Annotated in this window: 23 protein-coding genes; 12 read left to right on the top strand and 11 right to left on the bottom strand. The window is 60.2% G+C overall.

Going from position 1 to position 25,945, the window contains the following annotated elements:
* Positions 1-11: 11 nt before the first annotated feature.
* The 3 genes from ABD819_RS02040 to rsgA are packed head-to-tail and all read left to right on the top strand — an operon-like array spanning position 12 to position 2,862.
* Positions 12-596 carry a peroxiredoxin gene (locus ABD819_RS02040; RefSeq protein ID WP_345120428.1) on the top strand — a complete coding sequence of 195 codons (585 nt, stop codon included), beginning with the start codon at positions 12-14 and terminating at the stop codon, positions 594-596.
* 47 nt (positions 597-643) lie between these two features.
* Positions 644-1,894 (top strand): 3-deoxy-D-manno-octulosonic acid transferase, encoded by a 1,251-nt coding sequence (locus ABD819_RS02035; protein ID WP_345120425.1) that lies wholly within the window; start codon positions 644-646, stop codon positions 1,892-1,894.
* Complete coding sequence (gene rsgA / locus ABD819_RS02030) at positions 1,891-2,862, top strand: ribosome small subunit-dependent GTPase A (RefSeq protein WP_345120423.1); 972 nt, start codon at positions 1,891-1,893, stop codon at positions 2,860-2,862. The genes ABD819_RS02035 and rsgA overlap by 4 nt, the downstream gene beginning before the upstream one ends.
* Positions 2,863-3,081: 219 nt before the next feature.
* Here rsgA and ABD819_RS02025 read toward each other — a convergent pair whose 3' ends face one another.
* Positions 3,082-3,708, bottom strand: coding sequence for a fasciclin domain-containing protein (locus ABD819_RS02025; RefSeq protein WP_345120421.1), 627 nt, complete (start codon positions 3,706-3,708; stop codon positions 3,082-3,084).
* Between the two features lie 195 nt (positions 3,709-3,903).
* Here ABD819_RS02025 and ABD819_RS02020 point away from each other — a divergent pair, with 195 nt between their 5' ends.
* The gene (locus ABD819_RS02020) at positions 3,904-4,362 is read left to right on the top strand and encodes a peptidylprolyl isomerase (RefSeq protein ID WP_345120419.1); all 459 of its coding nucleotides are present in this window, start codon (positions 3,904-3,906) and stop codon (positions 4,360-4,362) included.
* 139 nt (positions 4,363-4,501) lie between these two features.
* On the opposite strand, the gene ABD819_RS02015 is transcribed toward ABD819_RS02020, so the two are convergent.
* Positions 4,502-5,080: a DUF3109 family protein gene (locus ABD819_RS02015; RefSeq protein WP_345120417.1), complete on the bottom strand. Its 579-nt coding sequence runs from the start codon at positions 5,078-5,080 to the stop codon at positions 4,502-4,504.
* 101 nt (positions 5,081-5,181) lie between these two features.
* Here ABD819_RS02015 and ABD819_RS02010 point away from each other — a divergent pair, with 101 nt between their 5' ends.
* From ABD819_RS02010 to murA, 3 genes are all read left to right on the top strand, one after another.
* Positions 5,182-7,431: an ATP-dependent helicase gene (locus ABD819_RS02010; RefSeq protein ID WP_345120415.1), complete on the top strand. Its 2,250-nt coding sequence runs from the start codon at positions 5,182-5,184 to the stop codon at positions 7,429-7,431.
* A 243-nt stretch (positions 7,432-7,674) separates the two neighbouring features.
* Positions 7,675-8,424, top strand: coding sequence for a DUF4290 domain-containing protein (locus ABD819_RS02005; protein WP_345120413.1), 750 nt, complete (start codon positions 7,675-7,677; stop codon positions 8,422-8,424).
* Positions 8,425-8,558: 134 nt separating this feature from the next.
* The gene (gene murA, locus ABD819_RS02000; protein WP_345120411.1) at positions 8,559-9,863 is read left to right on the top strand and encodes a UDP-N-acetylglucosamine 1-carboxyvinyltransferase; all 1,305 of its coding nucleotides are present in this window, start codon (positions 8,559-8,561) and stop codon (positions 9,861-9,863) included.
* A 211-nt stretch (positions 9,864-10,074) separates the two neighbouring features.
* Here the strand turns inward: murA and ABD819_RS01995 are convergent, their stop codons facing one another.
* The 7 genes from ABD819_RS01995 to ABD819_RS01965 form a co-directional block, all read right to left on the bottom strand.
* Positions 10,075-10,413 carry a phage holin family protein gene (locus ABD819_RS01995; RefSeq protein WP_345120409.1) on the bottom strand — a complete coding sequence of 113 codons (339 nt, stop codon included), beginning with the start codon at positions 10,411-10,413 and terminating at the stop codon, positions 10,075-10,077.
* Positions 10,414-10,440: 27 nt separating this feature from the next.
* Complete coding sequence (locus tag ABD819_RS01990; protein ID WP_345120407.1) at positions 10,441-11,535, bottom strand: agmatinase family protein; 1,095 nt, start codon at positions 11,533-11,535, stop codon at positions 10,441-10,443.
* 178 nt (positions 11,536-11,713) lie between these two features.
* Entirely contained in the window at positions 11,714-12,346 is a 633-nt protein-coding gene (locus tag ABD819_RS01985) for a chemotaxis protein CheC (protein WP_345120405.1), read from the bottom strand.
* Positions 12,347-12,400: 54 nt separating this feature from the next.
* On the bottom strand, positions 12,401-14,041 hold the full coding sequence (locus tag ABD819_RS01980; RefSeq protein WP_345120403.1) for a chemotaxis protein CheA: 1,641 nt from the start codon (positions 14,039-14,041) through the stop codon (positions 12,401-12,403).
* Between the two features lie 105 nt (positions 14,042-14,146).
* Positions 14,147-14,548 (bottom strand): response regulator, encoded by a 402-nt coding sequence (locus ABD819_RS01975; RefSeq protein ID WP_345120401.1) that lies wholly within the window; start codon positions 14,546-14,548, stop codon positions 14,147-14,149.
* A gap of 62 nt (positions 14,549-14,610) precedes the next feature.
* Entirely contained in the window at positions 14,611-15,141 is a 531-nt protein-coding gene (locus ABD819_RS01970; protein WP_345120399.1) for a chemotaxis protein CheW, read from the bottom strand.
* Between the two features lie 99 nt (positions 15,142-15,240).
* Positions 15,241-19,632 (bottom strand): HAMP domain-containing protein, encoded by a 4,392-nt coding sequence (locus ABD819_RS01965; RefSeq protein ID WP_345120397.1) that lies wholly within the window; start codon positions 19,630-19,632, stop codon positions 15,241-15,243.
* Between the two features lie 280 nt (positions 19,633-19,912).
* Between ABD819_RS01965 and topA the strand changes: the two genes are divergently transcribed.
* The 5 genes from topA (at position 19,913) to ABD819_RS01940 (ending at position 24,888) form a co-directional block, all read left to right on the top strand.
* Complete coding sequence (topA, locus tag ABD819_RS01960) at positions 19,913-22,417, top strand: type I DNA topoisomerase (protein ID WP_345120395.1); 2,505 nt, start codon at positions 19,913-19,915, stop codon at positions 22,415-22,417.
* A 72-nt stretch (positions 22,418-22,489) separates the two neighbouring features.
* Entirely contained in the window at positions 22,490-23,377 is an 888-nt protein-coding gene (locus ABD819_RS01955) for a DUF4846 domain-containing protein (RefSeq protein ID WP_345120393.1), read from the top strand.
* Positions 23,341-23,631 (top strand): pirin family protein, encoded by a 291-nt coding sequence (locus ABD819_RS01950; protein WP_345120391.1) that lies wholly within the window; start codon positions 23,341-23,343, stop codon positions 23,629-23,631. Before ABD819_RS01955 ends, ABD819_RS01950 begins: the two co-directional genes overlap by 37 nt.
* Before the next feature lie 208 nt (positions 23,632-23,839).
* Complete coding sequence (locus ABD819_RS01945) at positions 23,840-24,538, top strand: Sir2 family NAD-dependent protein deacetylase (protein WP_345120389.1); 699 nt, start codon at positions 23,840-23,842, stop codon at positions 24,536-24,538.
* Positions 24,539-24,642: 104 nt separating this feature from the next.
* Positions 24,643-24,888, top strand: a complete 246-nt coding sequence (locus ABD819_RS01940) for a hypothetical protein (RefSeq protein ID WP_345120386.1) — start codon at positions 24,643-24,645, stop codon at positions 24,886-24,888.
* A gap of 201 nt (positions 24,889-25,089) precedes the next feature.
* Here ABD819_RS01940 and ABD819_RS01935 read toward each other — a convergent pair whose 3' ends face one another.
* Positions 25,090-25,272, bottom strand: coding sequence for a hypothetical protein (locus tag ABD819_RS01935; RefSeq protein WP_345120384.1), 183 nt, complete (start codon positions 25,270-25,272; stop codon positions 25,090-25,092).
* A gap of 12 nt (positions 25,273-25,284) precedes the next feature.
* Positions 25,285-25,656 (bottom strand): FAD-dependent monooxygenase, encoded by a 372-nt coding sequence (locus ABD819_RS01930; RefSeq protein WP_345120382.1) that lies wholly within the window; start codon positions 25,654-25,656, stop codon positions 25,285-25,287.
* Positions 25,657-25,945: the final 289 nt, after the last annotated feature.

The following is a 25,945-nucleotide window of genomic DNA, read 5'->3' as shown; positions in this document are numbered from 1 at the left end:
CACCCCCTGCCATGTCAGTACTCGTGGGCAAGCGTGCCCCTTCCTTTAAAGCTACAGCCGTGATTGACGGCAAATTCGAAGAAGAATTCTCTCTGGACCGCTACCTGGGCAAGAAGCATGTGTTATTTTACTTTTACCCGGCCGATTTCAGCCGGGTGTGCCCTACCGAAATTCTGGCTTTTCAGGACCGGCTGGAGGAATTTGAGCGCCGGGGCGTGGCCGTGGTGGCCTGCTCAACGGACTCGCACTACGCCCACCTGGCCTGGGTAGAGCAGCCCCGCGACCAGGGCGGCATCGCGGGCGTGACCTATCCGATGGTGGCCGACGCGACCAAAACCATTTCGGCCAACTACGACGTGCTGGGCGGGCACTACGACTACACCGAGCAGGGCGAAATGACCTACGTGGGCTCGCCGATGGCCTATCGGGGCCTGTTTCTCATCGACAAAGACGGTATTGTGCGCCACCAGCTGGTGAACGACCGGCCGCTGGGCCGCAGCCTCAACGAGGCCATCCGGATGATTGACGCGCTGCAATACTTCGAGCAAAACGGCGAGGCCTGCCCTGTTGACTGGGAAGCCGATAAAAACCTTTAGTCGTGGCCGTAATCATCGACTGGGCGCGGAGTGCGTAATTTTGGGGCTTGCTTTTCCTCTACGATATCGCCCTGAGCCTCTACGGGCTGCTGCTCCGGCTGTTGGCTCCGTTCGTGCCCAAGGCAGCGGCCTGGGTGGCGGGCCGCCAAGGGCTGCTGGCCCACATTCGGCATACCATCAGCTCCGACCCCGCGCCCCGGGTCTGGTTTCATTGCGCCTCGCTGGGCGAGTTTGAGCAGGGCCGCCCCCTGCTGGAAGCTTACCGGCTGGCGCATCCCGGCACTAAGCTGGTGCTCACGTTTTTCTCGCCCTCGGGTTACGAAATCCGCAAAGACTGGCCTGGGGCCGACTACATTTTCTACCTCCCGCTGGATACCCGCGCCAACGCCCGGGCTTTCCTCGACCTCGTGCAGCCCCGGCTGGTGGTATTTGTGAAGTACGAGTTCTGGTACCACTTCCTGAATGAGGCGCACCGGCGACGGATTCCGGCGGTGGTGGTGTCGGCCATTTTTCGGCCCGAGCAGGTATTTTTCAAGCCCTGGGGCGGTTTTTTCCGTAAAATCCTCTCCCGCTTTACTCATATTTTCACCCAGAATGAAGCCTCGGCCCACCTGCTACGCACGGCCGGCCTGACGCGGGTGAGCGTGGCCGGCGACACCCGTTTCGACACGGTGGTAGCCACGGCCCTCTCCCCCGCCCGCTCCCTGCCGCTGGTTGATGCCTTCGTAGCCGATGGCGCGCCCGTGCTGGTGGTAGGCAGCAGCTGGCCTGAAGACCTGCCCGTGCTGCGCCCGCTGCTGCTGCGCTACGCCCCCGAAATACGCGTGCTGATAGCCCCGCACGAGGTCACCGAAACCAACCTGCGCCTGGCCGAGAGCGTGCTGCCGGGCCAGGTGCAGCGCTACTCGCAGGCCGATGTAGCCACCGTAGCCCAGGCCCGCGTGCTACTTTTCGACAACGTGGGCCTGCTGAGTCAGCTCTATCGATTTGGGGAGTATGCCTACATTGGCGGGGCGTTTGGTAAGGGCTTGCACAACACGCTGGAAGCCGCTGCTTTTGGACTGCCGCTGTTCTTTGGGCCCACTTATACCAAGTTTCAGGAAGCCGTGGAGCTGGTGGCCATGAAGGGCGCTTTCCCGGTGCACAACGCTGCGGAGCTGGAGGCTGCTTTCACCTACCTCTGGAACCACGACGACGCCCGCCTGCGCCTTCAGGACACCATTCTTGATTACGTGCACGACCAGGCCGGGGCTACCCGCATTATCATGGCCGCGCTGCGTGGCCTCACTCCCTCATGACCTCCTCCAAAACCTCCCTCCCAACCAGCCCCGCGGGGCTGCTGCACGGCATCGTGGTAAAATCCACGGGCTCGTGGTACGCGGTGCGCGGCCTCGGCACCGGGGAGCTGTACCGCTGCCGGCTGCGCGGCAAATTCAAAATCAAAGGCCTGAAAGCCAGCAACCCGCTGGCCGTGGGCGACCTGGTCGATTTCACGGTTGAGGCCCAGGGCGAGGGGGCGGCGGTGATTTCGCACATCGCGCCGCGGCGCAACTACATCGTGCGCCGCTCGGTGCACAAAACCGGCCACGTTCACATCGTGGCCGCGAACCTCGACCAAGCGCTGCTGGTGGTGACGCTGGTGTCGCCGGCCACTTCGTTCGGGTTCATCGACCGGTTTCTGGTCACGGCCGAAGCCTACCACATTCCGGTCACGCTACTCTTCAACAAAACCGATTTGTACGATGCCGACGGCTTCGAGTATCAGGCCGAAATCGCGGGCATGTACGCCAGCCTGGGCTATCCCAGCCGCACCTGCGCCGCTACTACGGGCGAGGGCGTGGCCGAAATCGACCAGCTGCTCGATGGGAAGGTGAGCCTGCTGGCCGGCCATTCCGGCGTGGGCAAGAGCACGCTCATCAACGCCCTGGTGCCCGACCTCGACCTGAAAACCGCCGAAATCAGCGAATTCTCCGACAAAGGCGTGCATACCACCACCTTCGCCGAAATGCTCGAAGTGCGCCCCGGCACCTTCATCATCGACACGCCCGGTATCAAGGAGCTCGGCTTAGTGGAGATTCCGCCCACGGAGCTGGCCGGCTACTTTCCCGAGTTTCGGGCCCTGCTGGGCCAGTGCCGCTACCACAACTGCCAGCACACCCACGAGCCGGGCTGCGCCGTGCGCGAAGCCGTAGACCAGGGCCGCATTGCCCTGCCCCGCTACGACAGCTACCTCAGCATGCTGGCCGGCGAGGATAATCGGCATTAACCGTCATTGCGAGGATGAAGGACATTCCGCGTATCAAGCGGCGCCAATCCGTGCTGTTCTCAGCGACTCGCCCTGAGATTTAATGAATCCTTTTGACAAAAGCATTTACCGACAACAAAAATCCCCGACTCTGAGCAGAGCCGGGGATTTTCATATCATTAGCGTTTGTCGCTGAGAACAGGACGGATTGCTTCGCTCCGCTCGCAATGACAGGTGGCCTTACTTGGCCGCGGGCAGAATTACGGTGTCAATTACGTGGGTCACGCCATTGCTCGAAATCACGTCGGCGATTTGCACGGTGGCGGGGGCGTCTTTGCCGTTGCCAATCATCACCTGGCCGTCTTTCACCGTCACTTTCAGCTTCTCACCGTTCACGGTGGTCAGCTCCTGGCCGTCTTTCAGGTCGGCAGCCACGAGGCGACCGGGGATAACGTGGTAGGTGAGCACACCGGCCAGCTTGGCTTTGCTGGCAGGGTCCATCAGGCCGGCTACTGCACCTTTAGGCAGCTTGTCGAAAGCGGCGTTGGTGGGCGCGAATACCGTGAAGGGACCAGTGCCGCTCAGCGTTTCAACGAGGCCGGCGGCTTTCACGGCCGATACCAGCGTGCTTACGCTTTTGGCGCCAGCAGCATTCTCCACGATGTTCTTATCGGCCGTCATGGCCACGCCGTCTACCATCACGCCTTCGGGCTTGGCCATGCGGGCCGAATCACCAGCCATTGCGGCTACTGAGTCCGCCGGGTTCGCCGTGGTCACCGCAGTTTCGGTGGATTGTTCGCTGCCGCAGCTTGCGAGGAGCAGGCTCGTTGCGAAAGCAGCCAGCAGGGGAGCAAAAGATTTTTTCATGAAATGGTTGGTGTGAAAGAAGAAAAATTGGGTAAGCAGAAAAATGTTAGCAACGTATGTACTTATACGGCTGCGAGCTTACGAAGCAACAACCCGCCCCGGATGTTTTCAAGACCCCCAAATTATTACCTTCGTTGGTCTGAAGCAGACCCTGCTTCCGAGGAATTTGTTTTAAACCGCTAAAATTCACGATTCATGAAAACCGCTGAAATCCACACCAAAAAGGGTGTAATGAAAGTTGAGTTCTACGAGCAGGATGCTCCGAACACCGTTAAAAACTTTACCGACCTCGCCGCCAAAGGCTACTACGATGGCCTGAAATTTCACCGCGTCATCCCAAATTTCGTCATCCAGGGCGGCTGCCCGAATACCCGCGAAGGTGCTAAGGGCCAGCCCGGCACCGGTGGCCCCGGCTACAAAATCGACTGTGAAACCAGCGGCGACCACCAGTACCACGAGCGCGGCGCGCTGAGCATGGCCCACGCTGGCAAAAACACCGGCGGCTCGCAGTTCTTCGTGGTGCACTCGCGTGACAATACCGCGCACCTCGACCGTGTACACACCGTATTCGGCAAAGTAGTGGAGGGCGTTGAGGTAATCGACCAGATTACCGCCAACGACGAAATCGAGAAAATCGTGGTGAAGGAGGCGTAAGCTGCCTCCTGAACATTCGGGAGCGTCATGCGGAGCGGAGCCGAAGCATCTCGCGTGTGGTAGTAACTCAATCGATTGGTTTACTGCTACACGCGAGATGCTTGGGCTCCGCTCAGCATGACGTTCTTCTTTTTTCAGCCTACTTTTTCTTCTCCGTCGGGCTCTCAATCTCCTGCACCAGCTGCCCGTACCAGCCCTCGCCGTACTTGCGAATCAGTGGCTCCTTCAGAAACTGGTACACTTTCACGCCCAGCGTGCCACCGAATGCGCAGGCCGGGTTACAGATGCCCCACCGGTCGTAGTTCAGCGCATCAAAGCCTTCGTATTTCGTGATGCGAATAGGGTATAAGTGGCAGCTGATGGGCTTTTTGAACGTGGTGGCCCCGGCCAGGTACGCCTGCTCGATGCCGCACTTCAGGATGCCGCGCTCGTCCCACAGGGCGTAGGCGCACTCCTTGTCCTCAATGGTGGTGGTGCTGAAATCACCCTCCCAGTCCTTAATATAAAGGCCCTGCGCCTCAATGGCGGCGCGGCCGGCATCGGTGAGGAAAGGCTTGATGTTGGCGTATTCCTGCTCCAGAATCTTCAGCTCGGGCTCTTCGAGGGGTGCGCCAAGGTCGCCCTCCACGCAACACGCGCCTTTGCAGGCTTCGAGATTGCACACGAAAAAATTGTCGGCGATGTCGTCGGAAATGACCGTTTCCTGGATAATAATCATTCACAAAGATAACCCCACGGGCCCGAGCCAAAATTGATGGCCTGCCCCTGCCCACGGCTCCGTACCTTTGTAAACCCGCCAAAAACGCGGCTTATTCGCACATGGCTTTAGATTATCTTTCCCTCCTGAATCCGTCGCAGGCCGGCGCGGTGATGCAAACCGACGGTCCCTGCATGATTATCGCCGGGGCCGGCTCGGGCAAAACCCGAGTGCTCACCTACCGCATTGCCCACCTGCTCGAAAAGGGCGTCGACCCGTTCAACATTCTCGCCCTCACCTTCACCAACAAGGCCGCCAAGGAGATGCGCGCCCGCGTGGAAAAGGTGGTCGGCCCCAACGCCCGCAACCTGTGGATGGGCACCTTCCACTCCGTGTTCGCCAAAATACTGCGCTCTGAGGCCGACAAAATCGGCTACCCGCGCAGCTTCACCATCTACGACTCGCAGGACTCGAAAACCCTGATGGGCCAGATTGTGAAGGAGCTGGAGCTGGATGATAAGCTCTACAAATCCAGCCTGGTGCTGGGCCGCATCTCAGCCGCGAAAAACAAGCTGATTTCAGTGAGTCAGTATCTCAACGACGCAGCCATCAAGGCTGATGATGAGGCCGCGCTAAGGCCCAAAATCGGGGTGCTCTACCAGCAGTACCAGCAGCGCTGCTTCAAGGCCGGCGCGATGGATTTCGACGACCTGCTTTTCAACACCAACGTCCTGTTCAAAGAGCACACTGATATTCTGAATAAATACCAGAATATGTTCCGGTTTGTGATGGTGGACGAGTACCAGGACACCAACTATTCACAGTACTTAATTACGCGAAAGCTGGCCGCCAAAGAGCGGAATATCTGCGTAGTGGGCGATGACGCGCAGAGCATTTACGCCTTCCGCGGCGCGGATATTACCAATATTCTCAATTTCGAGAAAGACTATCCCGAATTGCAGGTATTTAAGCTGGAGCAGAATTACCGCTCCACGAAAAACATTGTGTGGGCGGCCAATTCAGTTATCAAAAATAACCAGGCGCAATTACGCAAGGATGTATTTTCGGAGAATGAAGAAGGCACGCTGATTGAAGTTCTGAAAGCGGCTTCGGATAACGAAGAGGGCAAATTAGTAGCTAATTCCATCTTCGAGGACAAGATGAATGGGCACCTTTCCTACGATAATTTCGCCATTCTGTACCGCACCAACGCGCAAAGCCGCGCGATGGAAGAATCGCTGCGGAAATTAAATATCAAATATAAAATTGTTGGTGGCCTGTCGTTTTATCAGCGCAAGGAAATCAAGGATTTAGTAGCGTATCTGCGCCTCACAGTTAACCAAAACGACGAGCAGGCTATTCGGCGGGTAATTAATTATCCGAAGCGCGGCATTGGCGATACCACCATTAGTAAGCTCATTACCACGGCCGACGAAAACAACCATTCGCTGTGGGAAGTAGTGTCGCACGCCGACCAGTTCCTGGCCGCGCGGGTATCGAACCCGGTCGTGGGTTTTGCCGAGAAAATCAAGAGCTACGTGGTAATTGCCGGGAAGGAAGATGCCTTCGAAGCAGCCAAGTTCATCGCCAAAAACTCCGGCATGCTGGAAGAACTGTATGCCGACAAGAGCATCGAGGGCCTTTCCCGCTACGAAAACATGCAGGAGCTGCTCAACGGCATCAAGGAGTACGTGGACGACCCCGAGCGCGAGGACAAGAGCCTCGGCGCGTTTCTGCAGGACATTGCCCTGGTCACAGATTCGGACCTGAAGGACGCGGCGCAGGAAGGCGAGGCCGTGACGCTGATGACCATTCACTCGGCCAAGGGCCTGGAATTCCGCAACGTGTACATCGTGGGCATGGAGGAAAACCTCTTCCCCAGCCAGATGATGATTACCTCGCGGGCTGATTTGGAGGAAGAGCGCCGGCTCTTTTACGTAGCCATCACGCGGGCCGAAAAGAAGCTCACCCTGAGCTATGCCACCTCGCGCTACCAGTGGGGCAACCTGCGCAGCTGCGAAAAAAGCCGTTTTCTGGACGAAATCGACCCGCAATACGTCAACTTCAAATTTGCGGCCGGGCCGGGCACGGGCGAGGCATCGCCGTTTCAGCACGTATTTGAGCGCCGCTCGAATTTGATTCCGACCCCGCCCCGCAAGGTGCAGGCCACCAAATACGTGGCTCCGGCTGATTTTGCTCCTTCTGATACGTCCAAGCTGCAACCCGGCCAGCGCGTGGAGCATGCCAAGTTTGGTTTCGGCACGGTGAGTGCGCTCGAAACCCAGCAGGGTACCACCAAGGCCACTATCCAGTTTGAGGAAGTAGGCGAGAAAGTGCTGCTGCTGAGCTTTGCCAAGCTGCGCGTGCATTAACGATATGAGCCAGCAGGTGGCATAATTTGCCCGTCATGCTTAATCTGGCGTCCGCTTGTCGAAGCATCTCTGCCGCTTCGCGGGACCGGTTGAGTTGCTTCCGAGGTAGCGATACTTCGACAAGCGGACGCCAGGTTAAGCATGACGTTCTCATATTGTGGCACTGTTTGCATTTTCTCACACCCGCCCAACTCCGTATCTTTGGCCTGAGCCCTGCCCCTGGCGGCCTCCCTCCTGTTTTTTATGACCGATATTCTCTCCCTGCCCTTCCACCTGCAACTGCTGGTGCGCGAATACGGGCACAGCACCTACCAGCTCATTCTGGGCCTCAAGGATATTGAGGACGTGGCCGAGCGCACCAGGCGCGCCGGGCAGATTGTGCAGCTGATGTTGCGCTTGCAGCCGGCACTGCGTGAGCTGCCCGAAGTGCAAACCCGCCTCTGGAACCACCTGCACGCCCTGGCTGGCGAAGAAGTGGCCCTGGAAGCCCCCGTGCCCCTCCGCAGCCTTACGGTACGGACCGAAAAGCCGGCCCGCGTGCCCTACCCGCGCACGGCCCCCAAGCTGCGGGCCTACGGGGCCGCCATCGAGGCGCTGATTACCAAAGCCCTGACGCTGGAGGATGCCGCCGAGCGCGAGCAGGCCACCATTCAGATTGGCCGGACCATGAAGTTCCTGTATCGGCAGCACAATAAGGAAAATGCGAAGGATGTCACCATCCTGCGCCATCTGGGCGAGCTATCGGGTGGCCAGCTCAAGCTGGATGCCGAGCTGGTCGACAGCGAAAACCTATTTGAAATGCCCGCTGGCATCGTTGCCGCCCCGGGCCGTACACCGGCCTTGGTAGTGCCGCAGCCCCAGCAGCGCGAAGGCCAAAGCCGCGACCGCCGCGAAGGCCGCGACCGCGACGGCCGCAGCAATGGCTTCGGCAACAAAAACGGCAAGAAGCGCAAAAAAGGCCGCAGCCAGGAGCCGCAGCAGCCCCCGCAGTAAATATTTAATTGCACGTCATGCTGAGCTTGTCGAAGCATCTCTACCGCAGCAGTAACTAAATACTCCTGCGATAGAGATGCTTCGACAAGCTCAGCATGACGTGCATGTTACCAGCACAACTGACAACCAAACGAATGGCAGCATTTGAAGTACGCGGCGGCAAAGCCCTGCGCGGTGAAATCACGCCCCAGGGCGCAAAAAACGAAGCCCTCCAGATTCTCTGCGCGGTATTGCTCACCTCGGAGCCCGTCACCATCAGCAACATTCCCGATATCCGCGACGTCAATAAGCTCATCGAGCTATTGCGCGACATGGGCGTGAAAGTGGGCAAGCTAGCCACGGATACCTATATTTTCCAGGCTGAGAGCGTGAACCTCGACTACATGGACTCGCCGGAATTCGTGGCTCAGGCTGGCGCCTTGCGCGGCTCCGTGATGATTCTCGGGCCGATGCTGGGGCGCTACGGCCGCTGCCAGCTGCCCAAGCCGGGCGGCGACAAAATCGGCCGCCGGCCAATGGACACGCACTTTTTGGGCCTTGAGAAGCTGGGCGGCAAGCTCACGCTGGAAGGTACCGACTTCTACCGCATCAAGGCCGAGGGCAGGCTGCGCGGCACCCACATGCTGCTCGACGAAGCCTCGGTGACCGGCACCGCCAACATTCTGATGGCCGCCGTGCTGGCCGAAGGCATCACGACCATCTACAACGCGGCCTGCGAGCCCTACCTGCAGCAGCTCTGCCGGATGCTGGTGCGCATGGGGGCCAATATTCAGGGCATTGGTTCAAACCTGCTCACCATCGAAGGCGTGGAGCGCCTTGGGGGCACCGAGCACCGCATGCTGCCCGACATGATTGAGATTGGCTCCTTCATCGGCCTCGCGGCCATGACGGGCTCCGAAATCACCATCAAAGACTGCCAGATTGCCGAGCTCGGCCTCATCCCCGACACCTTCCGCAAGCTGGGCATTCAACTCGAATTCCGGGGCGACGACATCCACATTCCGGCCCAGGAGCACTACGAAATTGCCACCTACCTCGACGGCTCCATCCTCACGGTGTCGGACCATACCTGGCCGGGCTTCACCCCCGATTTGCTGAGCATTGTGCTGGTGGTGGCCTGTCAGGCCAAAGGCACGGTCCTCATCCACCAGAAAATGTTCGAGTCGCGCCTGTTCTTCGTCGATAAGCTCATCGACATGGGCGCGCAGGTGATTCTCTGCGACCCGCACCGCGCCACCGTCATCGGCCTGGACCAGCGCACCCGCCTGCGCGGCATCACCATGACCTCGCCCGACATCCGGGCCGGCGTGGCCCTGCTCATCGCCGCACTGTCGGCCGAAGGCAAAAGCACGATTGAAAACGTGGAGCAGATTGACCGCGGCTACCAGAACATCGACCTGCGCCTCAACGCGCTGGGGGCCGATATCCGACGGCTGTAGCTGGCCTGACTATTGATTTTACGAGAATGCCCGACCTTCCCGTCGGGCATTTTTATTGTTGACTTTACGGGCAGCGAGTCGTCGTGCAAAGCCTGTCGCTCGCCCTGTAGTCCACTGCCCTGAAACCACGCATTGGTTAGCAAAGAGCTCCACCGCCGCACCATAACTGGTACAGCGGTGGAGCTCTTTCGGTATGAAGCCCACAGGGCGTCTAGTCAATCACTAAATCCACCACGGCATTCACTACCGACAGCGCGATGCTGAACAACAGCGCATTAAGGAGGCCGTGAACGTCAAAGCTGCTCATCAGAAAATCGGCCAGCTTCACGATGATGACGTTGATAACGAGCAGGAACAGGCCCAGCGTAAGTATGGTGATGGGAAAGCCCAGAATCTTGAGAATCGGCTTGACCACGGCATTAAGCAGGCCCAGCACGAGCACCAGAATGGCTGCCCCGCCTACGCCGCTCAGCGTCACGCCCGGCAGCACCATGCTGAGGCCATAAACCAACACGGCGGTAAGTACGAATTTGAGGATGAAACCAACCATTTCGAATGGATTTAGGGTGAAATCAGATTACTCGGCGTGCATGCCTTTGGCCGTGAGCCGGCCCTGGGATACGGCCATCCAGTTGCAAAGTTGGTAGAGCAGGCGCGCGCCCACTATGCCGTTCCAGTCGGTATCGCCGGGAGCTACCTCGTTCAGGTCACAGCCGATGATTTGGATGCCCTCCCGTACGATGGCGCGTATCAGATACGTGGCTTCTTCGTACTCCAGGCCGCCGGGCACGGGCGTACCGGTACCAGGGCAAAGCTTGGGGTCGAGACCGTCGATATCGAAGCTGATGTAGACTTTCTTCGGTAGCTGGGCAATGATTTTGCCGCATACTTTTTTCCAGGACTTCTTCGCGAACTTCTCGTCGCTCAGAAACCGCTGGCTGAACAGCGCCACCCGCCCGTTGGAGTGCTCGATGAGCTCGGCCTCCTGCTGGCACATATCGCGAATGCCCACCTGCACCAATTTCTTCACTTGGGGCAGCTCCAGCGCATTGTGCATAATGCTGGCGTGCGAAAACCGGAAGCCTTCGTAGGCGGGCCGCAGGTCACAGTGCGCATCAAACTGCAGAATGGCGAACTCCTCGTGGCGCTCGGCCAGGGCGTGCAGGTAGCCCAGTGGAGTACTGTGGTCGCCGCCCAGCACCACTACTCCCTTGCCGGCGTCGAGCAGGGCTCCGGTTTTGGCTTTCAGCCATTGTAGCATTTTCTCGCCTTCGGCCGTAGCCTGAGCGGGCACGCCTTCAAACTTCTTGCGGCCGGCCTCGGGCTGGCCTTCTTCGAGCCAGGTGATGTAGTCGGCGGCCAGGGGGCGCAGGGCACGGCTGGCGGCCGCGATGGTCTCATCCTCTTCTTCCATCGCCAGGCCCATCTGCCAGGCGTTGGGCACGTCAGAATCGTAGAGGTCGACCTGCAAAGAGGCCTCGCGAATGGCGGCGGGGCCGTCGGCGGTGCCAGCGCGGTAGCTCACGGTCACTTCCCAGGGCACGGGCACTACTACTACCTGGGCCTCCTCGGTGGTAAAGGGCAGACCGAAAAGGCCGCCATCGGCGTCACCGGGTGCATTGGGGTCGAAGGAAGCTATTTTTTCGGCACGAGCAGCGGCTGCTTTTGACATAGTCATTAAATAAACGAAGAAAAACAAGGCAAGCCCCAGTGGCCGGGAATTGAGCCGGCGGGGTGAAAAAGTGCGTCACGCCGCTTCTACCAAAGTATTTTGACCAACCATGTACGGCTCGCCAAACAACTCTCAGGCAGGCGCAACATGACGCACTGATTTGTGATTGAATAGAAATTTAAGCCGACATCTGACTACCCAGGAAATCGTAGCTGCGAATGATTTCCAGGATTTTCACGAAAGTCACGCGGTCGAAAAACAATATTAGTGGCAGTTCCACCATGTTGTCCTTGTCCGAAAACTGGGTGATGACCGTGAAAATAAGCGGCTGGAGCTGCTGCTCGGGAATCAGGCTTTGCAGGTTGGTTGCAATGTCGCCGCGCGGCGCAATGGGCGGCGCGCCGTAGATGTTGGCCTTGAGAATATTGGCCAGCTGCGTCACGAGGGCACCCGTAATGATGTTGCTGATTTCAAGCAAGAGGGATTCCTGCAGCTCGTTGACTTCCAGCGTCTCAGAGGTTTGCATGCGCAGACAAACCCGGGAAAGCCGCTGCACGTGCTGTCCCGAGAAAAACATGAGCGTAGTGCCGTTGAAATCACCCCGGATATCGGACTGAATGGGTACATGCCTGGACTGGTACTCGCGCACCCGTTGCAGGATGTCGTCGCTCATGAGCAGGTCGATGTTCGGCACTTCCAACAGGACACGCTCCTTGGCAATAATGGCGAACGAATCGGCAGCGCGAGCCAGGCCGATGTTCAAAATCTCGCGAATTATATCACGCTCTAAGTCGGTCATCGATAAATCCATAACGTCAAACTAGGGGAAGTGCAGCTGCGAGGACTGGGGTGAAAAAAGAGAAAATTAGGGGCGTTTGGTTAGAAACAGGCGGGTAAGGGCGGGCACATCGAGCACCAGGCAGACCTGCCCACTGCCCAGAAGTGTAACTCCTCCAAAGAGGTCAATAGTATCCAGGGGTTTGCTCAGGGGCTTGATAACGATATTCTGCTGCCGGATAAACCGGTCGACCACCAAGCCCAAACGGCGGTTATTATAGTTGACGACCAACACCTGCTGGGAACCGGCCAGGTCGTCCTTGCTGGCCAGCGGCAAAACTTCGTCGCCCTCATCGTGCAGCAGCATGCGCAGGGGCACCAGCGGCACCGCCACGCCCTGCACATGCGTAACCATTACCCCACCTACCACTGAAATCTGGCTGGGCTGCAGGGCCAATACGGTATCGGTGTGCATCAGGGGCAAGGCGTAGGGCCGGTCATCCACTTCAACCAGCAGGGCCCCCTTCACGGCGATAGATGTGGGCAGCACCAACGTGAACGTAGTGCCCACGCCGAGCTGTGATTCTACGCGCAGCTGCCCGCCCAACGAATCCAGGGCCAGCTTCACCACGTCGAGACCCACTCCCCGGCCAGAAATATCGGTCACCTTATCGGCCATCGAAAAGCCCGGCTCGAACAAGAGGGCCCACACGCCCTGCTCGTCGAGGTTGGCCGCAGCGGCCGTGGTCACCAGGCCGCGCTCTACCGCTTTGCGGCGCACGGCTTCCGTGTTGATGCCGCGGCCATCGTCGCGCACCTGGATGAGGACATTATCGCGCTCGGTGAGGGCCGAAAGGGTAAGGTGCCCGATTGCCGACTTGCCGGCGGCCTGCCGCTGAGCGGTAGTTTCGAGGCCGTGGCTGACGGCATTACGCACCAGGTGCAACAGCGCGTCGGTGATGATTTGCAGGATGTTGCGGTCAATCTGAACGTCCTGGCCGCTGAGGGTCAGCTCAACTTCTTTGCTTTCGGCCGTGGCCACGTCGCGCACCACGCGCGGAAACTTATTGAGCAGCACACCCACCCCTACCAGGCGGGCATCCATTACGCTGTACTGCAAATCGTCGGAAATGCGGAACAGGTGCTGCGCGGTGGCCAACAGGGCCGGATTGCCGATTTCCTGGGCCAGCGTCATTATCCGGTCGCGGTCAATCACCAGCTCACCTACCAGATTCAGTAGGTTATCGAGCTTTTTAACCTGGATATACACCAGGTCGGAGAGCTCCATCTTGCGATTCGACTCCTCTTCGGTGTCTCCTTCGTCCACCTCATCCAGCACTGGCGCTTCACCGCGCACGAGGCGGTCAAGGTTGTCGAGCAGCACGGTGGCTTCGGGCAGCGGCTGGTTCGCTCCTACCGCCCGAATCATATTCCCCAAGGCATCGACCCCGGCAAACACCACCCGAATCAGCGGGCCGCTGAAGGTGCGTTCCTGGTCCCGAATGAGCCCAAAGAGCGTTTCGAGGTGGTGCGCCACTTCGCCCAGGTCGGTAAAACCCATGGCCCGGGCATTGGCCTTCAGGTTGTGCATGAGCCGGAACAGCTCATTCAGTGCCGGTCCGGCGTTGGGGTTGCGTTCCAGCTCGCTCAGGTGCCGGCTCATGGAGTCGTAATACTCCAGCGCCTCGGCCATAAACAGCTCCCGATATTCCTGGTCGCGCGTTTTCATTGGCCGGACTTAGTAATGACTACCAAACGGCGCACCGCCGCATAGGAGCATAACCCATCGTTCCCGATGGGTAGCAGCCTGGCAACGGTGCGCTGACAGAACACGTTAGGCAGCTGGTTCGGCGGCATCGTTTTGCAACGCGGCCCCCACAATTTCCAGGACTTTCTCTTCCGAGAAGGGCTTCACGATGTAAGCCAGGGCGCCATTCTCGATGGCTTCCGTCACAATTACCTCCTGCCCAACGGCACTGCACATCACCACTTTCGCCGAAGGCTGAATCTGGCGCAGGCTTTTGAGCACGTCCAGACCGGTGTTATCGGGCAGAATGACGTCGAGCGTAATCAGGTCGGGGGAAGTGGACGTTGCCATTTCCAGGGCCTGGGCCCCATTGGCTGCCTCGCCCACTACTTCGTAGCCGGCATCGGTGAGCATATTTTTGAGCATCGTGCGCATGTAAAAGGAGTCGTCGACGATGAGGATGCGCTTGTTCATGGAGGTGGGTAACATAATAGGTAAAACGGGACAGGAGCCGAACCCAGCGGGTAGGCCCTGCTTGTACGGGTGCGCGCCTACGAAGATGCACTTTTGCCCGGCAGGCGCATTACCTCACTTGGCGTCAGGAGCTTGCGCATGTCGAGTACGATGATAATGCTACCGTCGGGTAGCTTGGCAATGCCTTCGAGGTATTTGTCGCGGGTGCTGGAGTCCTGCACGAAGTCCGGAGGCGGTTCAATCTGACTTTGGGGCAGCGTGAATGGGCGGGGCACCTCGCGCACCATCAGGCCGAGGGTGTAGTCGGCGGCTTCCACGGCCACCGTGTAGCTCCGTTCGGGCACCGGCCGGCCGGCCGGCCGCAGCCGGAACCGCTCCTCCAGGTCGAGGATGGCAATAATATCGCCCCGCAGGTTGGCAATCCCCTTGATGAACGGGGGCGTTTTGGGCATGCGCGCCACATCCGGGGTCACCGTTACTTCTTTCACCTGCTCGATGCGGATACCATAATCCTCATCGCCAAGGCGAAAAACGATGAGCTGCACCAGCTCGGCCGGTTTGGCACGCTCTGGTTTGGCAGCAGGAACAGACAATTCAATTTCAGCCATATAACTAGTAATCCGCAGTGGGTAGTGGGTATTCGTCTTTAGCAGTCAGCAATCTTTACGGAGCTTAACTGCCAAAGCCGCCTGGCAGGTACTACTTGCTTATTTGGCTTTTGATTTAGGAGCGGATGCTTTTGCCACTACTCCGTTTTCGGCACTTTTACCGGCCTTTGCGATTGGCTTGGGCGCAGCTGCGGGAGCGGCTACGGGTTCGACGCGGGCCGGGCGAATGGGCCGCTCCCGGCGAGTTGGGGCCGGGGCCGGGGCCGCTGGTTCGGGGCGGATATGGCGCCGCATCATGCCGTTGGGGCGGCTGTTGTCGCTCGGGGCAACTGCTGCATCGGGCCGGCTTTGGGTGCGGCGGTTCGATATGTTGCTTTGCGGGGCAGGGGCGTAAGACTCACGCAGGCGGTAGTCGTCGCGGTGCCGGGCGCTGCGACGGACTGGCTCGGGCTCCGGCTCGGGCTCGTAGGAGCTGAGCTGGAAGGTTTCGAGGCCGGCCTGGAGGTCGTCGGCGATGTCGGTGAGGCGTTGCGAGCTGGTCGTCAATTCCTGCATGGCCGTGGAAAGCTGCTTGGCCGTGCCGGCTACCTGCTGGGTGCCAGTGGCCGTTTGCTCGGCAATGGCTACTACTTCCTCCACGTATTTCACCACGTCGCCAATCGAGGCTTTCTGCACCTCGGTCGCCGTGAGAATGTCGCGTGAAGTGCGGAGCGTTTCGCCGCTGCTGGTGGCAATGTTTTTAAAGGCCGAGCTGGCTTCGAACGTGGCGTTCTTGCCTTTCAATACCCGGTTTTCCATGGTTGAAATAGCGGTTGCGGCCGAAGTGGTGTCCTTGCGAACATCCTCCACCAGCGTGGCAATTTCGTTGGCCGACTTACGGGAGCCTTCGGCCAGCTTGCGGATTTCCTCGGCTACCACGGCGAAGCCACGGCCAGCTTCCCCGGCGCGGGCGGCTTCGATGGCGGCGTTCAGGGCCAGCAGGTTGGTTTGCGAGGCAATGTCGGTAATTACGCCCAGCGACTTGCTGATTTCGCCCGAGCGCGTGCTGAGCACTTCAATGGTGCGCGAAGTCTGCGAAGCGGCGCTGGAAATTTCTTCCATGTTTTTCACCACTTCGGCCACCGTTTTCAGACCGAGCTGCGAAGTCTGCTCACCCAGAATGGCTGATTTGTTCACCACATCGGCCTTGTTGGCCGTTTCCTTGGTGGCCTGCATGATTTCTTCAATCAGCTTGAAGGCCTGGTCGGTTTTCAAGGCCTGGTTCTGAGCACCTTCGGCCATCTGCTGCATGGCCAGGGCCACGTCGACGGTTACGCGGCTCATCTCCTGACCTTTGCCGGCCATTTCTTCCGAAGAAGTGCCCACAATCTGCGACGAGTCGTTGATTTCGCCGAGCAGCTCATTCAGGTTTTCCACGGCCAGGTTCAGGGCGTTCGCCATGGCCAGGATGTCGCCCGTGGTGGGCACGTCCACGCGCTGGGTCAGGTCGCCTTCCGAGATGGCCCGCACCACGCGGCTCACTTCCAGCACCGGCGAGGCAATGGATTCGAGCAGGGCGTTGAGCGTATCCACCAATTCTTTCCACGAGCCCGACACGCCGCCAACCGTGGCGCGCTCCGTCAGCTTGCCTTCCACCCCGGCCACTTTCGCCACGCGGCTAACTTCGACGGCGAGGCGGTTAAGGTCGTCCACCATGCTGTTGATGGTGTCGGCCAGGTCGGCCACTTCGCCTTTGGCTTGCAGGGTCAGCTTCTGGGTCAGGTCGCCTTTCGATACGGCGGTTACTACTTTCACCAGCCCCCGCACCTGCGTGGTGAGGTTGGAGGCCATGTAGTTTACGTTGTCGGTCAGCTCCTTCCATACGCCAGCCACGCCGGGCACGCTGGCCTGGCCGCCGAGCTTGCCCTCGGTGCCCACTTCCTGGGCCACGCGGGTTACTTCGCCGGCGAAGATGTTGAGCGAGTCCACCATTCGGTTCAGGTTGTCCTTCAGGTCGAGTAGCTCGCCTTTCACGTCAACCGATACTTTCTGGCTCAGGTCGCCGCGCGATACAGCGGTGGCTACGTTGGCAATGTCCCGCACCTGCGAAGTCAGGTTGCTGGCCATCGTGTTCACGTTGTCCGTCAGGTCTTTCCATGTTCCCCGAACATTCGGCACTTTGGCCTGGCCGCCGAGCTTGCCCTCGGTACCTACTTCACGGGCCACGCGAGTTACTTCGTCGCCGAAAGTGTTCAGCGAGTCCACCATTTCGTTGAGGTTTTCCTTCAGCTGCAACAGCTCACCGCGCACGTTGACCGTGATTTTCTGGCTCAGGTCGCCCTTTGCTACGGCGGTGGCCACGTTGGCAATGTCCCGCATCTGCGAGGTCAGGTTGCTGGCCATCGTGTTCACGTTGTCCGTCAAATCCTTCCAGGTGCCCGAAACCTTCGGCACGTTGGCCTGGCCGCCCAGGATTCCCTCGGTGCCTACTTCGCGGGCCACGCGGGTTACTTCGCCGGCGAAGATGTTGAGCGAGTCCACCATCTGGTTGAGGTTGTCCTTCAAATCCAGCAGCTCGCCTTTTACATCAACGGTGATTTTCTGGCTCAAGTCGCCTTTCGATACCGCGGTAGCCACGTTGGCAATGTCCCGTACCTGCGAGGTCAGGTTGCTGGCCATCGTGTTCACGTTGTCGGTCAGCTCCTTCCAGGTGCCGCCTACGCGGGGCACCACGGCCTGGCCACCGAGTTTGCCTTCGGTACCCACTTCGCGGGCCACGCGGGTTACTTCGTCGCCGAAGATGTTCAGCGAGTCCACCATCTGGTTGAGGATGTTCTTCAGCTCCAGGATTTCGCCCTTCACGTTCACCGTCATCTTCTGGCTCAGGTCGCCGCGGGCTACGGCCGTAGCCACGTTGGCAATGTCGCGTACCTGCGAGGTGAGGGCCGCGGCCATGTCGTTTACGTTGTCGGTGAGGGCTTTCCACACCCCGGCCACGTTCGGCACGCTGGCCTGACCGCCGAGCTTGCCCTCGGTGCCCACTTCCTGGGCCACGCGGGTTACCTCGCCGGCAAACAGGTTCAGCGAGTCTACCATCTGGTTGATGTTCTGCTTCAGCTGCAGGATTTCGCCTTTTACATCTACCGTAATTTTCTGGCTCAAATCGCCTTTGGCCACGGCCGTGGTCACGTTGGCAATGTCCCGCACCTGGCTCGTCAGGTTCGAGGCCATGTAGTTTACGTTGTCCGTCAGGTCTTTCCACACGCCGGCCACGTTGGGCACCACTGCCTGGCCGCCGAGCTTGCCCTCGGTGCCCACTTCCTGGGCCACGCGGGTTACCTCGCCGGCAAACAGGTTCAGCGAGTCTACCATCTGGTTGATGTTCTGCTTGAGCTGAAGCAGCTCGCCTTTTACATCCACCGTGATTTTCTGGCTTAGGTCGCCTTTGGCCACGGCCGTGGTCACGTTGGCAATGTCCCGTACCTGACTCGTCAGGTTCGAGGCCATGTAGTTTACGTTGTCCGTCAGGTCTTTCCACACGCCGGCCACGTTGGGCACCACCGCCTGGCCGCCGAGCTTGCCCTCGGTGCCCACTTCCTGGGCCACGCGGGTTACCTCGCCGGCAAACAGGTTCAGCGAGTCCACCATCTGGTTGAGGTTCTGCTTCAGCTGCAGGAATTCCCCTTTTACATCAACGGTGATTTTCTGCGACAAGTCGCCCTTGGCTACCGCGGTGGCCACGTTGGCAATGTCCCGGACCTGAGAAGTCAGGTTCGAGGCCATGTTATTTACGTTATCGGTCAGGTCTTTCCAGATGCCGCCCACGTTGGGCACGCTGGCCTGGCCGCCGAGCTTGCCCTCGGTGCCCACTTCCTGGGCCACGCGGGTTACTTCGCTGGCGAAAATATTGAGGTTATCAATCGTTTTGTTGATGGTTTCGGCCATCAGCTTGAAGTCACCCGACACCGGAATCTGGAAGCTTTCGTCCAGGTTGCCGCGGCTGATGTTCTTCAATACTTTGCTTACTTCCAGTACCGGCACGGCGATGCTGTCCACCAGGCCGTTGATGTTGTTGAGCATGTCGCGCCAGAAGCCGGCGGCCCCGTCGGCCGAGGCCCGGGCCTTGAGGTTGCCCTCCACCCCGGCCACCTTCGAGATACGCGAAACTTCGCCCCCCACCCCGCCAATCATTTCCACCATGGAATTGTAAGCTTCGGCGATTTCGGCGAAAATATCGTCGTTCTGCTTGGTGAGGCGCACCGACACGTCGCCTTTTTTGAAGGCATCGAGGGCATAGAGCACCCGGTTGAGCTGCTCGTTGACATACCCGGGGTCCTGGGTTTCAATTGAGCCCCGCGAACCGCCTTTTTTGCGGGTCAGGTCGTTGTTGGTCCGGGTGACATCGAGGACCGAAATGGCCCCGGCATCGGGCATTTCGATGGTAAAATCATCCGAAGCAGCTACTGTGGAGGCCCGACGAGGCTTGGAGAGCGGAGTCTTAGGGGAAGCCATATACTATACGAATCAGTCGGATGAGGAAAAGGCAAGATGGGAGGGCGAAGTACGGGATTCAGCCGTGAATAAGCAAAGATATGCCTACCGGGCAAGGCAGTGAACCAGCCCCGAGCCGGCCCTTGTTGCGGCTCCGCCCCCAAACGGATTCCGGCCCGATGCGTTGCCGATGGGAATAATGCGGCATCTTTGCGGCCAATTTTAACATTTCGCGACGGCTGGCCGTTTCAATCTCCCCAAGCTCCTCCTGCCTGCCTGCTGTTACCCCTTACCCGCCCACATGGTCAAGAATTTAGTTATCGTCGAATCGCCGGCCAAGGCCAAAACCATTGAAGGCTACCTCGGCCAGGATTTCGTGGTGCGCTCCAGCTACGGCCACGTGCGCGACTTGCCGAAAGACAACAATGCCATTGATATTGCCAACGGTTTCAAGCCCACTTACGTGGTTTCGGCCGATAAGCGCGAGCTTATCGCGCAGCTGAAAAAACTCTCCAAGGAAGCCGAAACCGTCTGGCTGGCGAGTGATGATGACCGCGAAGGAGAAGCCATTTCGTGGCACCTGGCTGAAACCCTGAACCTGCCGGCCGCCAAAACGCGCCGCATCGTGTTCCGCGAAATCACGAAGAATGCCATCCTGGCCGCCATCGCGTCGCCGCGTACGGTGAACCAGGATTTGGTGAATGCCCAGCAGGCCCGCCGCGTGCTCGACCGCCTCGTGGGCTTCGAGCTCAGCCCCGTGCTCTGGAAGAAGGTGAAGCCGGGCCTGTCGGCCGGCCGCGTTCAGTCGGTGGCCGTGCGCCTGGTAGTGGAGCGCGAGCGGGAAGTGGCCAGCCACCTTTCGGCCAGCGCCTACCGCATCGTGGCCCGCTTCGATGCCGGCCGGGGCGCGGTGCTGGAAGCCGAGCTGCCCACTCGTTACAAGGTACGGGCCGAAGCCGAGGCTTTCCTGGAGCGTTGCGTGGGGGCTTCGTATCAAATTGAGAGCCTGGACAAAAAGCCCGGCAAGCGCAGCCCGGCCGCTCCGTTCACTACGTCTACGCTCCAGCAGGAAGCTTCGCGCAAGCTGGGCTTCTCGGTGGCCCAAACCATGAGCGTGGCCCAGAAGCTGTACGAAGCCGGTAAAATCAGCTATATGCGGACCGACTCGGTGAACCTGTCGGGCGAGGCCATGGCGGGGGCGCAGGCGACCATCACGGCCGCTTACGGGGCCGAATACCACCACACGCGCACGTTCAAAACCAAGTCGGCATCGGCCCAGGAGGCCCACGAAGCCATTCGCCCCACCGATTTCAGCACCGTGAAAGCGGGCGCTGACGCGTCGGAACAGCGCCTCTACGACCTTATTCGCAAGCGGGCCATGGCTTCGCAGATGTCGGAAGCGGTGATTGAGCGCACCACGGCCGTTATCGGCATCAGCACCCAGCCGGGCACCACGCTCACGGCCACTGGCGAGGTCATCACCTTCGAGGGCTTCCTGAAAGTGTACGCCGAAAGCAAGGACGACGAGGATGAGGACGAGGCCAAAGACGCCGAATCGAGCTTCTCGCGCGGCCTGCCGCCGCTGAGCGTGGGCCAGGACCTGCCCTTGCAGCGCCTGAGCGCTACCGAGCGTTTTTCGTCGCCCCCGGCGCGCTACACCGAGGCTTCGCTGGTGAAGAAGCTGGAGGAAATGGGCATCGGCCGGCCTTCAACTTACGCCCCCACCATCAGCACGGTGCAGAAGCGCGGCTACGTGGAAAAAGACACCCGCGAAGGCAAGGAGCGTAAGTTTCATGTGCTGACGCTGGACGAAAACGCGGTGCAGACCGAAGTCAAAACCGAGAACTACGGAGCCGAAAAAGCCAAGCTGTTCCCCACGGATACGGCCATGGTGGTGAACGACTTTCTGGTGGCCCACTTCCCCACGATTGTCGACTTCCAGTTCACGGCCAAGGTGGAGGACGAGTTTGACCAGATTGCCAACGGCCACGAGGACTGGACGAAGATGCTGACCGGCTTCTACGGTAAGTTCCACGCGACCATTGAGGCCGGGCAGGACATTGACCGCAGCACCGTGGGGGCCACCCGCGAGCTGGGCGTGCACCCCGAAACGGGCGAGCGCATTTCGGCCCGCCTGGGCAAATACGGCCCCTACGTGGCCCTGGGCGATACCGAGGGCGAAACCAAGCCCGCCTACGCCAACCTGCGCAAGGGTCAGTTCATCGAGAGCATCACGCTGGAGGATGCGCTGGAGCTGTTTAAGCTGCCCCGCGTGGTGGGCGAGTTTGAGGAGAAGCCCATGACGGCGGCCCTCGGCCGGTTCGGCCCCTATATCCGCCACGACAGCAAGTTTTTCTCCCTCACCAAGGAGCAGGACCCGCACACCATCAACGCCGAGGAAGCCGTAACGCTCATTGAGCTAAAGCGCAAAACCGACGCCGAACGCCTCATTAAGGCCTTCCCCGAAAACCCCGAAATTCAGGTTCTGAACGGCCGTTTCGGCCCGTACATCGTGGCGGGTAAGAAGAACGTGAAGATTCCCAAGGGCGAGGAGCCCACCGAGCTGACCCTGGAGCGCTGCCAGGAGCTGGCCGATGCCACCCCCGACAAACCCGCCAAAGGTGGCCGCTTCGGCAAGAAAGCCGCGCCTGCTAAAGAGGAAAAGGAGTCAGATAAGCCGGCCAAGAAAGCCCCGGTGGCCAAAAAGCCAGCCGCAAAGAAACCGGCCGCCAAAAAGGCCACGGCTGCGAAGAAACCCGCAACCAAAACCACGGCCGCCAAGAAGCCCGCTGCCAAGGCAAAATAAGTAGCCGGCACCCGCGTTAGAATCCCTGAAAAAGCCCGCACCCCGCGGGCTTTTTTCTTGTGCTTTGGTTTTATGAATAACATTCGAATTCTCCTTCCGTTGGCAGCAATGGGCCTGTTGACGGGTTGCCCGGCCGGCGCGCCGGCCGCCCAGACTCCGGGTAAAAAGCCCGCGCCGGTGGTACGTCCGGCGGGCCTCTCCTACCCGTGGCAAGCGCAACTGGGCCCGACCGGGCAGTCGTTGGCGGCGCGGTTTCCGGCACCGGCCGGCTGCCGACGCGTGGCGGTGGCGGCGGGCTCTTGGGGCGAGTGGCTGCGCTACCTGCCGCTGCGGCCCGCCGGCAGCAAAGCCCTCCTCTACAACGGCACCCCCAAAGCCCGGGCCGAAGTGGTGGCCGCCGTGGTCGACATTGACGCGGGCACCCAGGACCTGCAGCAGTGCGCCGATGCCATAATCCGCCTGCGGGCTGAATACGTGTTTAGCCACGACCCGAATAAGGTACATTTTCACCTCACGACGGGCTACGACTTTTGGTTTTCCGACTTCGTAGCCGGCAAAACCTTCAAGGTGCGCGGCGAGGACGTGACACCCGCCAGCCGGCCGGCCGAAGCCCCTACCCACGCCGCGCTGGGCCGCTACCTCATCCCCACGTTCGGCTACGCGGGCACGCTGTCGCTGAGCCGGGAGCTGCGGCCCGTGGCGCTGGCGGCGGTGCAGCCCGGGCAGGTGCTCATCCACGGCGGCGCGCCCGGCCACGCCGTGCTGGTGGTAGATGTAGCGGAGAGCCCCGCGACGCACGAGAAATTCATGCTGCTGGCCCAGAGCTACATGCCGGCCCAGGATATTCACATTTTACGGCCCGACTGGGAGGCCAGCCCGTGGTTTCGGGTCGATACGGAGGCGAGTATTGTGGCTACTCCGGAGTGGGCATTCGCCCCCGACGAGCTGGCGCAATTCTGAGGAGCGGCGGCAGGCAGGCCCACTGCTGGATTAACCAGAACGCCAGGCTCTCCCTCGGCTACTACCCCGAGGCCCAAACGGTGGCCTACGCCTTCAAGCCGCTGTTTCTGTTCGTCATCAGCGGCAGCGTGACGGTGGCCGGCCAGGACGTGGGCGCCCGCGACAGCCTCGGCATCTGGGAAACGGACCATGTGAGCATTGCGGCGGCGGCCGGTACGCGGTTTTTGCTCATTGAGTGCCCGATTAATCACTGAACAATTCCCAAGTAGGCCATCGAAGAAAAGTCACAAGAAGAACGTCATGCAGAGCGCAGCCGAAGCATCTCCACCGCGCGGGTAATCCAGTCGAGAGGATTTACTATTGCGGTAGAGATGCTTCGGCTGCACTCTGCATGACGTTATTTTGTTCCGCTGACCGCCCAACTCCTACCCTCCTACCCGCACACCCACCTACCCCACAACCATGAAACACCTCGTTGTCCTCACCGGGGCCGGCGTCTCGGCCGAGTCCGGCATCCGCACCTTCCGCGACACCAATGGCCTGTGGGAAGACCACCGCGTCGAAGACGTGGCCTCGCCCGAGGGGTTTGCCCGCAACCCCGCGCTGGTGCTCGATTTTTATAACCAGCGCCGCGCCCAGGCCCGCACCGTGCAGCCCAACGCCGCCCATTTCGCCCTGTCCGGCTTCGAGGAAGCCCCCGGCTGGCGCGTCAGCATCATCACCCAGAACGTGGACGACCTGCACGAGCGCGCCGGCTCTTCCGACGTGCTGCACCTGCACGGCATGCTGAACCAGATGCGCTCGGTGGCCGACGAAACCACCGTCTACGACTGCCCCGGCGACATCAACCTCGGCGACCTCGCTCCCGACGGCGCTCAGCTGCGCCCGCACATCGTGTGGTTCGGCGAGATGGTACCCGCCATCGAGGAAGCTGCCGAAACCGTGGCCACCGCCGATGCCTTGCTCATCGTGGGTACTTCGCTGCAAGTGTATCCGGCGGCCGGGCTGCTGCACTACGCCCCCGCCACCTGCCCCGTGTTCGTCATCGACCCGCACCAGCCCGAAGCCGGCCGGCGCGGCGTGCGCTACGTGGTGGAGCCCGCCAGCACCGGCGTGGCCAAAGTGCTGAAGGAGCTGGTGGCTGGCACAAAGCGCCCCTAACGGTTGACCGTCCGGCCAACCTGCGAGCTTACGGAGGGTATTTTTTTACGAAACCTTCCATAAAACTGCGGCCTGAAATCCCCCCTTCTTTTTACCTTCGCCCCATGTATAGAATTGTAACCAAATATTCTCTCCTCGGCCTGCGTAACGAAACCGACCCGGTACACCAGTCGAACTACATGGTACTCAAGCCCATTTCGGGGGTGCCGCATGAGTTTGAAACCGAGCAAGCTGCCTTCGACTGGGCCCTGAACAACCACGAAGACATCCGCCACTACCCCGAATTCGTGGTGTTGCCTGTGCATCGCGCCGTGCTCACGTGGCGCCCCGATGACACTCCCACCGTCTAAGCACAGCTTTTGGCGCGAATTCTGGCCTAAAGCTCTCATCATAGCAGTGGTCATCGTGGGACTGTCCGCGCTCGAACGTTGCGGCATGATTCATCGCTGGTAAAAGCATACTTTTGGGCAAGGCCGTTTTCAGCCCGTAGCGGCCGATTGCCCATTGCGCGGCATATGCCCCAAACTCGGCGTAGCTGAAAGTTACCGCTGCTAAACCGATATAGCTATCGGGCCGCATGAGGTAACCCGTACCGGCCATTTCGCCCGTAGCCCCTCGTAGCGCCCCGGTGCCCAGGTCAGGCGCGCCCCACCCGCCCCGCCACCGGGCGCGGTGCCCTGGCTCAGGGACGAATCGGGGTGGGCAATGGCGATTTGCGATACCGTGCGAAGCATAAACTGCCGCATTCAGGGCAGCCGCAGCGCCAGCGGAGCCAGGCGCGGCACCACTTGGGTGCGCACGAAGCCGGCCCAGGCTGTGGCCCGCGTCGTCGCCGTGAAGGCCCGGTCGGTGCTCGCCACCAGCCGTTGGGCAAAGGGCCTCCGCTCGGTCTCGTAGGTAGCGAACAGGGCGGTGGGCACGGCACTGGTGAGCACCGCCGCCAGCTTCCAGCCCAGGTTGACGGCCTCGCGCAGCAGGCCCTTGGTTTGGTCCTGCGAAATCATGAGCAGAAAGTGAAACGGGCTGACCCCCTCCCCGATGCGCCCCAGCAGGGCAATGGCTGCCAGGTCTCCGGCCCGGCGGAGGCCCACGCCGCGCAGCACTTCGCCCAGGTCCACAAACTACCCGGCCAGTCCGTGGCGGTCGAGCAGTTCTAGGGTTCGGCTCAGGGGCGACGCGCCGAGCCGAGCCGGGCAGGGCATCCACTACGCGCGGCCGGGCACCGTGGCGGCACAGCTCCAGCGCCAGCAGCTGACCGGGCCAGCCCCGATAATTAGCATATCGGGCGCTATTCTCATTCCCAAATCCAGGAACAATCCGGACGCAAACGGGTCAATAGCCATTAGCTACTGTGCAGGCTGCTCCAGGAAATCAACCCCCAAGGGACTTTCCATCGTAGAAGAAGGC

The sequence above is a fragment of the Hymenobacter antarcticus genome, from assembly GCF_039539545.1.
Lineage (GTDB): Bacteria > Bacteroidota > Bacteroidia > Cytophagales > Hymenobacteraceae > Hymenobacter > Hymenobacter antarcticus.
The sequence above is the reverse complement of the archived record's forward strand: the minus strand, read 5'-3'. Positions and strand labels throughout refer to the sequence as shown.

Bases quoted from the DNA above. Each gene is read 5' to 3' on its own strand.
- ABD819_RS01985 (WP_345120405.1), bottom strand. From the start codon at position 12,346: ATGGATTTATCGATGACCGACTTAGAGCGTGATATAATTCGCGAGATT.
- ABD819_RS01975 (WP_345120401.1), bottom strand. From the start codon at position 14,548: ATGTTACCCACCTCCATGAACAAGCGCATCCTCATCGTCGACGACTCC.
- ABD819_RS02020 (WP_345120419.1), top strand. From the start codon at position 3,904: ATGAAAACCGCTGAAATCCACACCAAAAAGGGTGTAATGAAAGTTGAG.
- ABD819_RS01965 (WP_345120397.1), bottom strand. From the start codon at position 19,632: ATGGCTTCCCCTAAGACTCCGCTCTCCAAGCCTCGTCGGGCCTCCACA.
- topA (WP_345120395.1), top strand. From the start codon at position 19,913: ATGGTCAAGAATTTAGTTATCGTCGAATCGCCGGCCAAGGCCAAAACC.
- rsgA (WP_345120423.1), top strand. From the start codon at position 1,891: ATGACCTCCTCCAAAACCTCCCTCCCAACCAGCCCCGCGGGGCTGCTG.
- ABD819_RS01955 (WP_345120393.1), top strand. From the start codon at position 22,490: ATGAATAACATTCGAATTCTCCTTCCGTTGGCAGCAATGGGCCTGTTG.
- ABD819_RS02010 (WP_345120415.1), top strand. From the start codon at position 5,182: ATGGCTTTAGATTATCTTTCCCTCCTGAATCCGTCGCAGGCCGGCGCG.
- ABD819_RS02005 (WP_345120413.1), top strand. From the start codon at position 7,675: ATGACCGATATTCTCTCCCTGCCCTTCCACCTGCAACTGCTGGTGCGC.
- ABD819_RS01990 (WP_345120407.1), bottom strand. From the start codon at position 11,535: ATGTCAAAAGCAGCCGCTGCTCGTGCCGAAAAAATAGCTTCCTTCGAC.
- ABD819_RS02025 (WP_345120421.1), bottom strand. From the start codon at position 3,708: ATGAAAAAATCTTTTGCTCCCCTGCTGGCTGCTTTCGCAACGAGCCTG.
- murA (WP_345120411.1), top strand. From the start codon at position 8,559: ATGGCAGCATTTGAAGTACGCGGCGGCAAAGCCCTGCGCGGTGAAATC.
- ABD819_RS01980 (WP_345120403.1), bottom strand. From the start codon at position 14,041: ATGAAAACGCGCGACCAGGAATATCGGGAGCTGTTTATGGCCGAGGCG.
- ABD819_RS01935 (WP_345120384.1), bottom strand. From the start codon at position 25,272: ATGCTTCGCACGGTATCGCAAATCGCCATTGCCCACCCCGATTCGTCC.
- ABD819_RS01940 (WP_345120386.1), top strand. From the start codon at position 24,643: ATGTATAGAATTGTAACCAAATATTCTCTCCTCGGCCTGCGTAACGAA.
- ABD819_RS01970 (WP_345120399.1), bottom strand. From the start codon at position 15,141: ATGGCTGAAATTGAATTGTCTGTTCCTGCTGCCAAACCAGAGCGTGCC.
- ABD819_RS02040 (WP_345120428.1), top strand. From the start codon at position 12: ATGTCAGTACTCGTGGGCAAGCGTGCCCCTTCCTTTAAAGCTACAGCC.
- ABD819_RS01945 (WP_345120389.1), top strand. From the start codon at position 23,840: ATGAAACACCTCGTTGTCCTCACCGGGGCCGGCGTCTCGGCCGAGTCC.
- ABD819_RS01995 (WP_345120409.1), bottom strand. From the start codon at position 10,413: ATGGTTGGTTTCATCCTCAAATTCGTACTTACCGCCGTGTTGGTTTAT.
- ABD819_RS02015 (WP_345120417.1), bottom strand. From the start codon at position 5,080: ATGATTATTATCCAGGAAACGGTCATTTCCGACGACATCGCCGACAAT.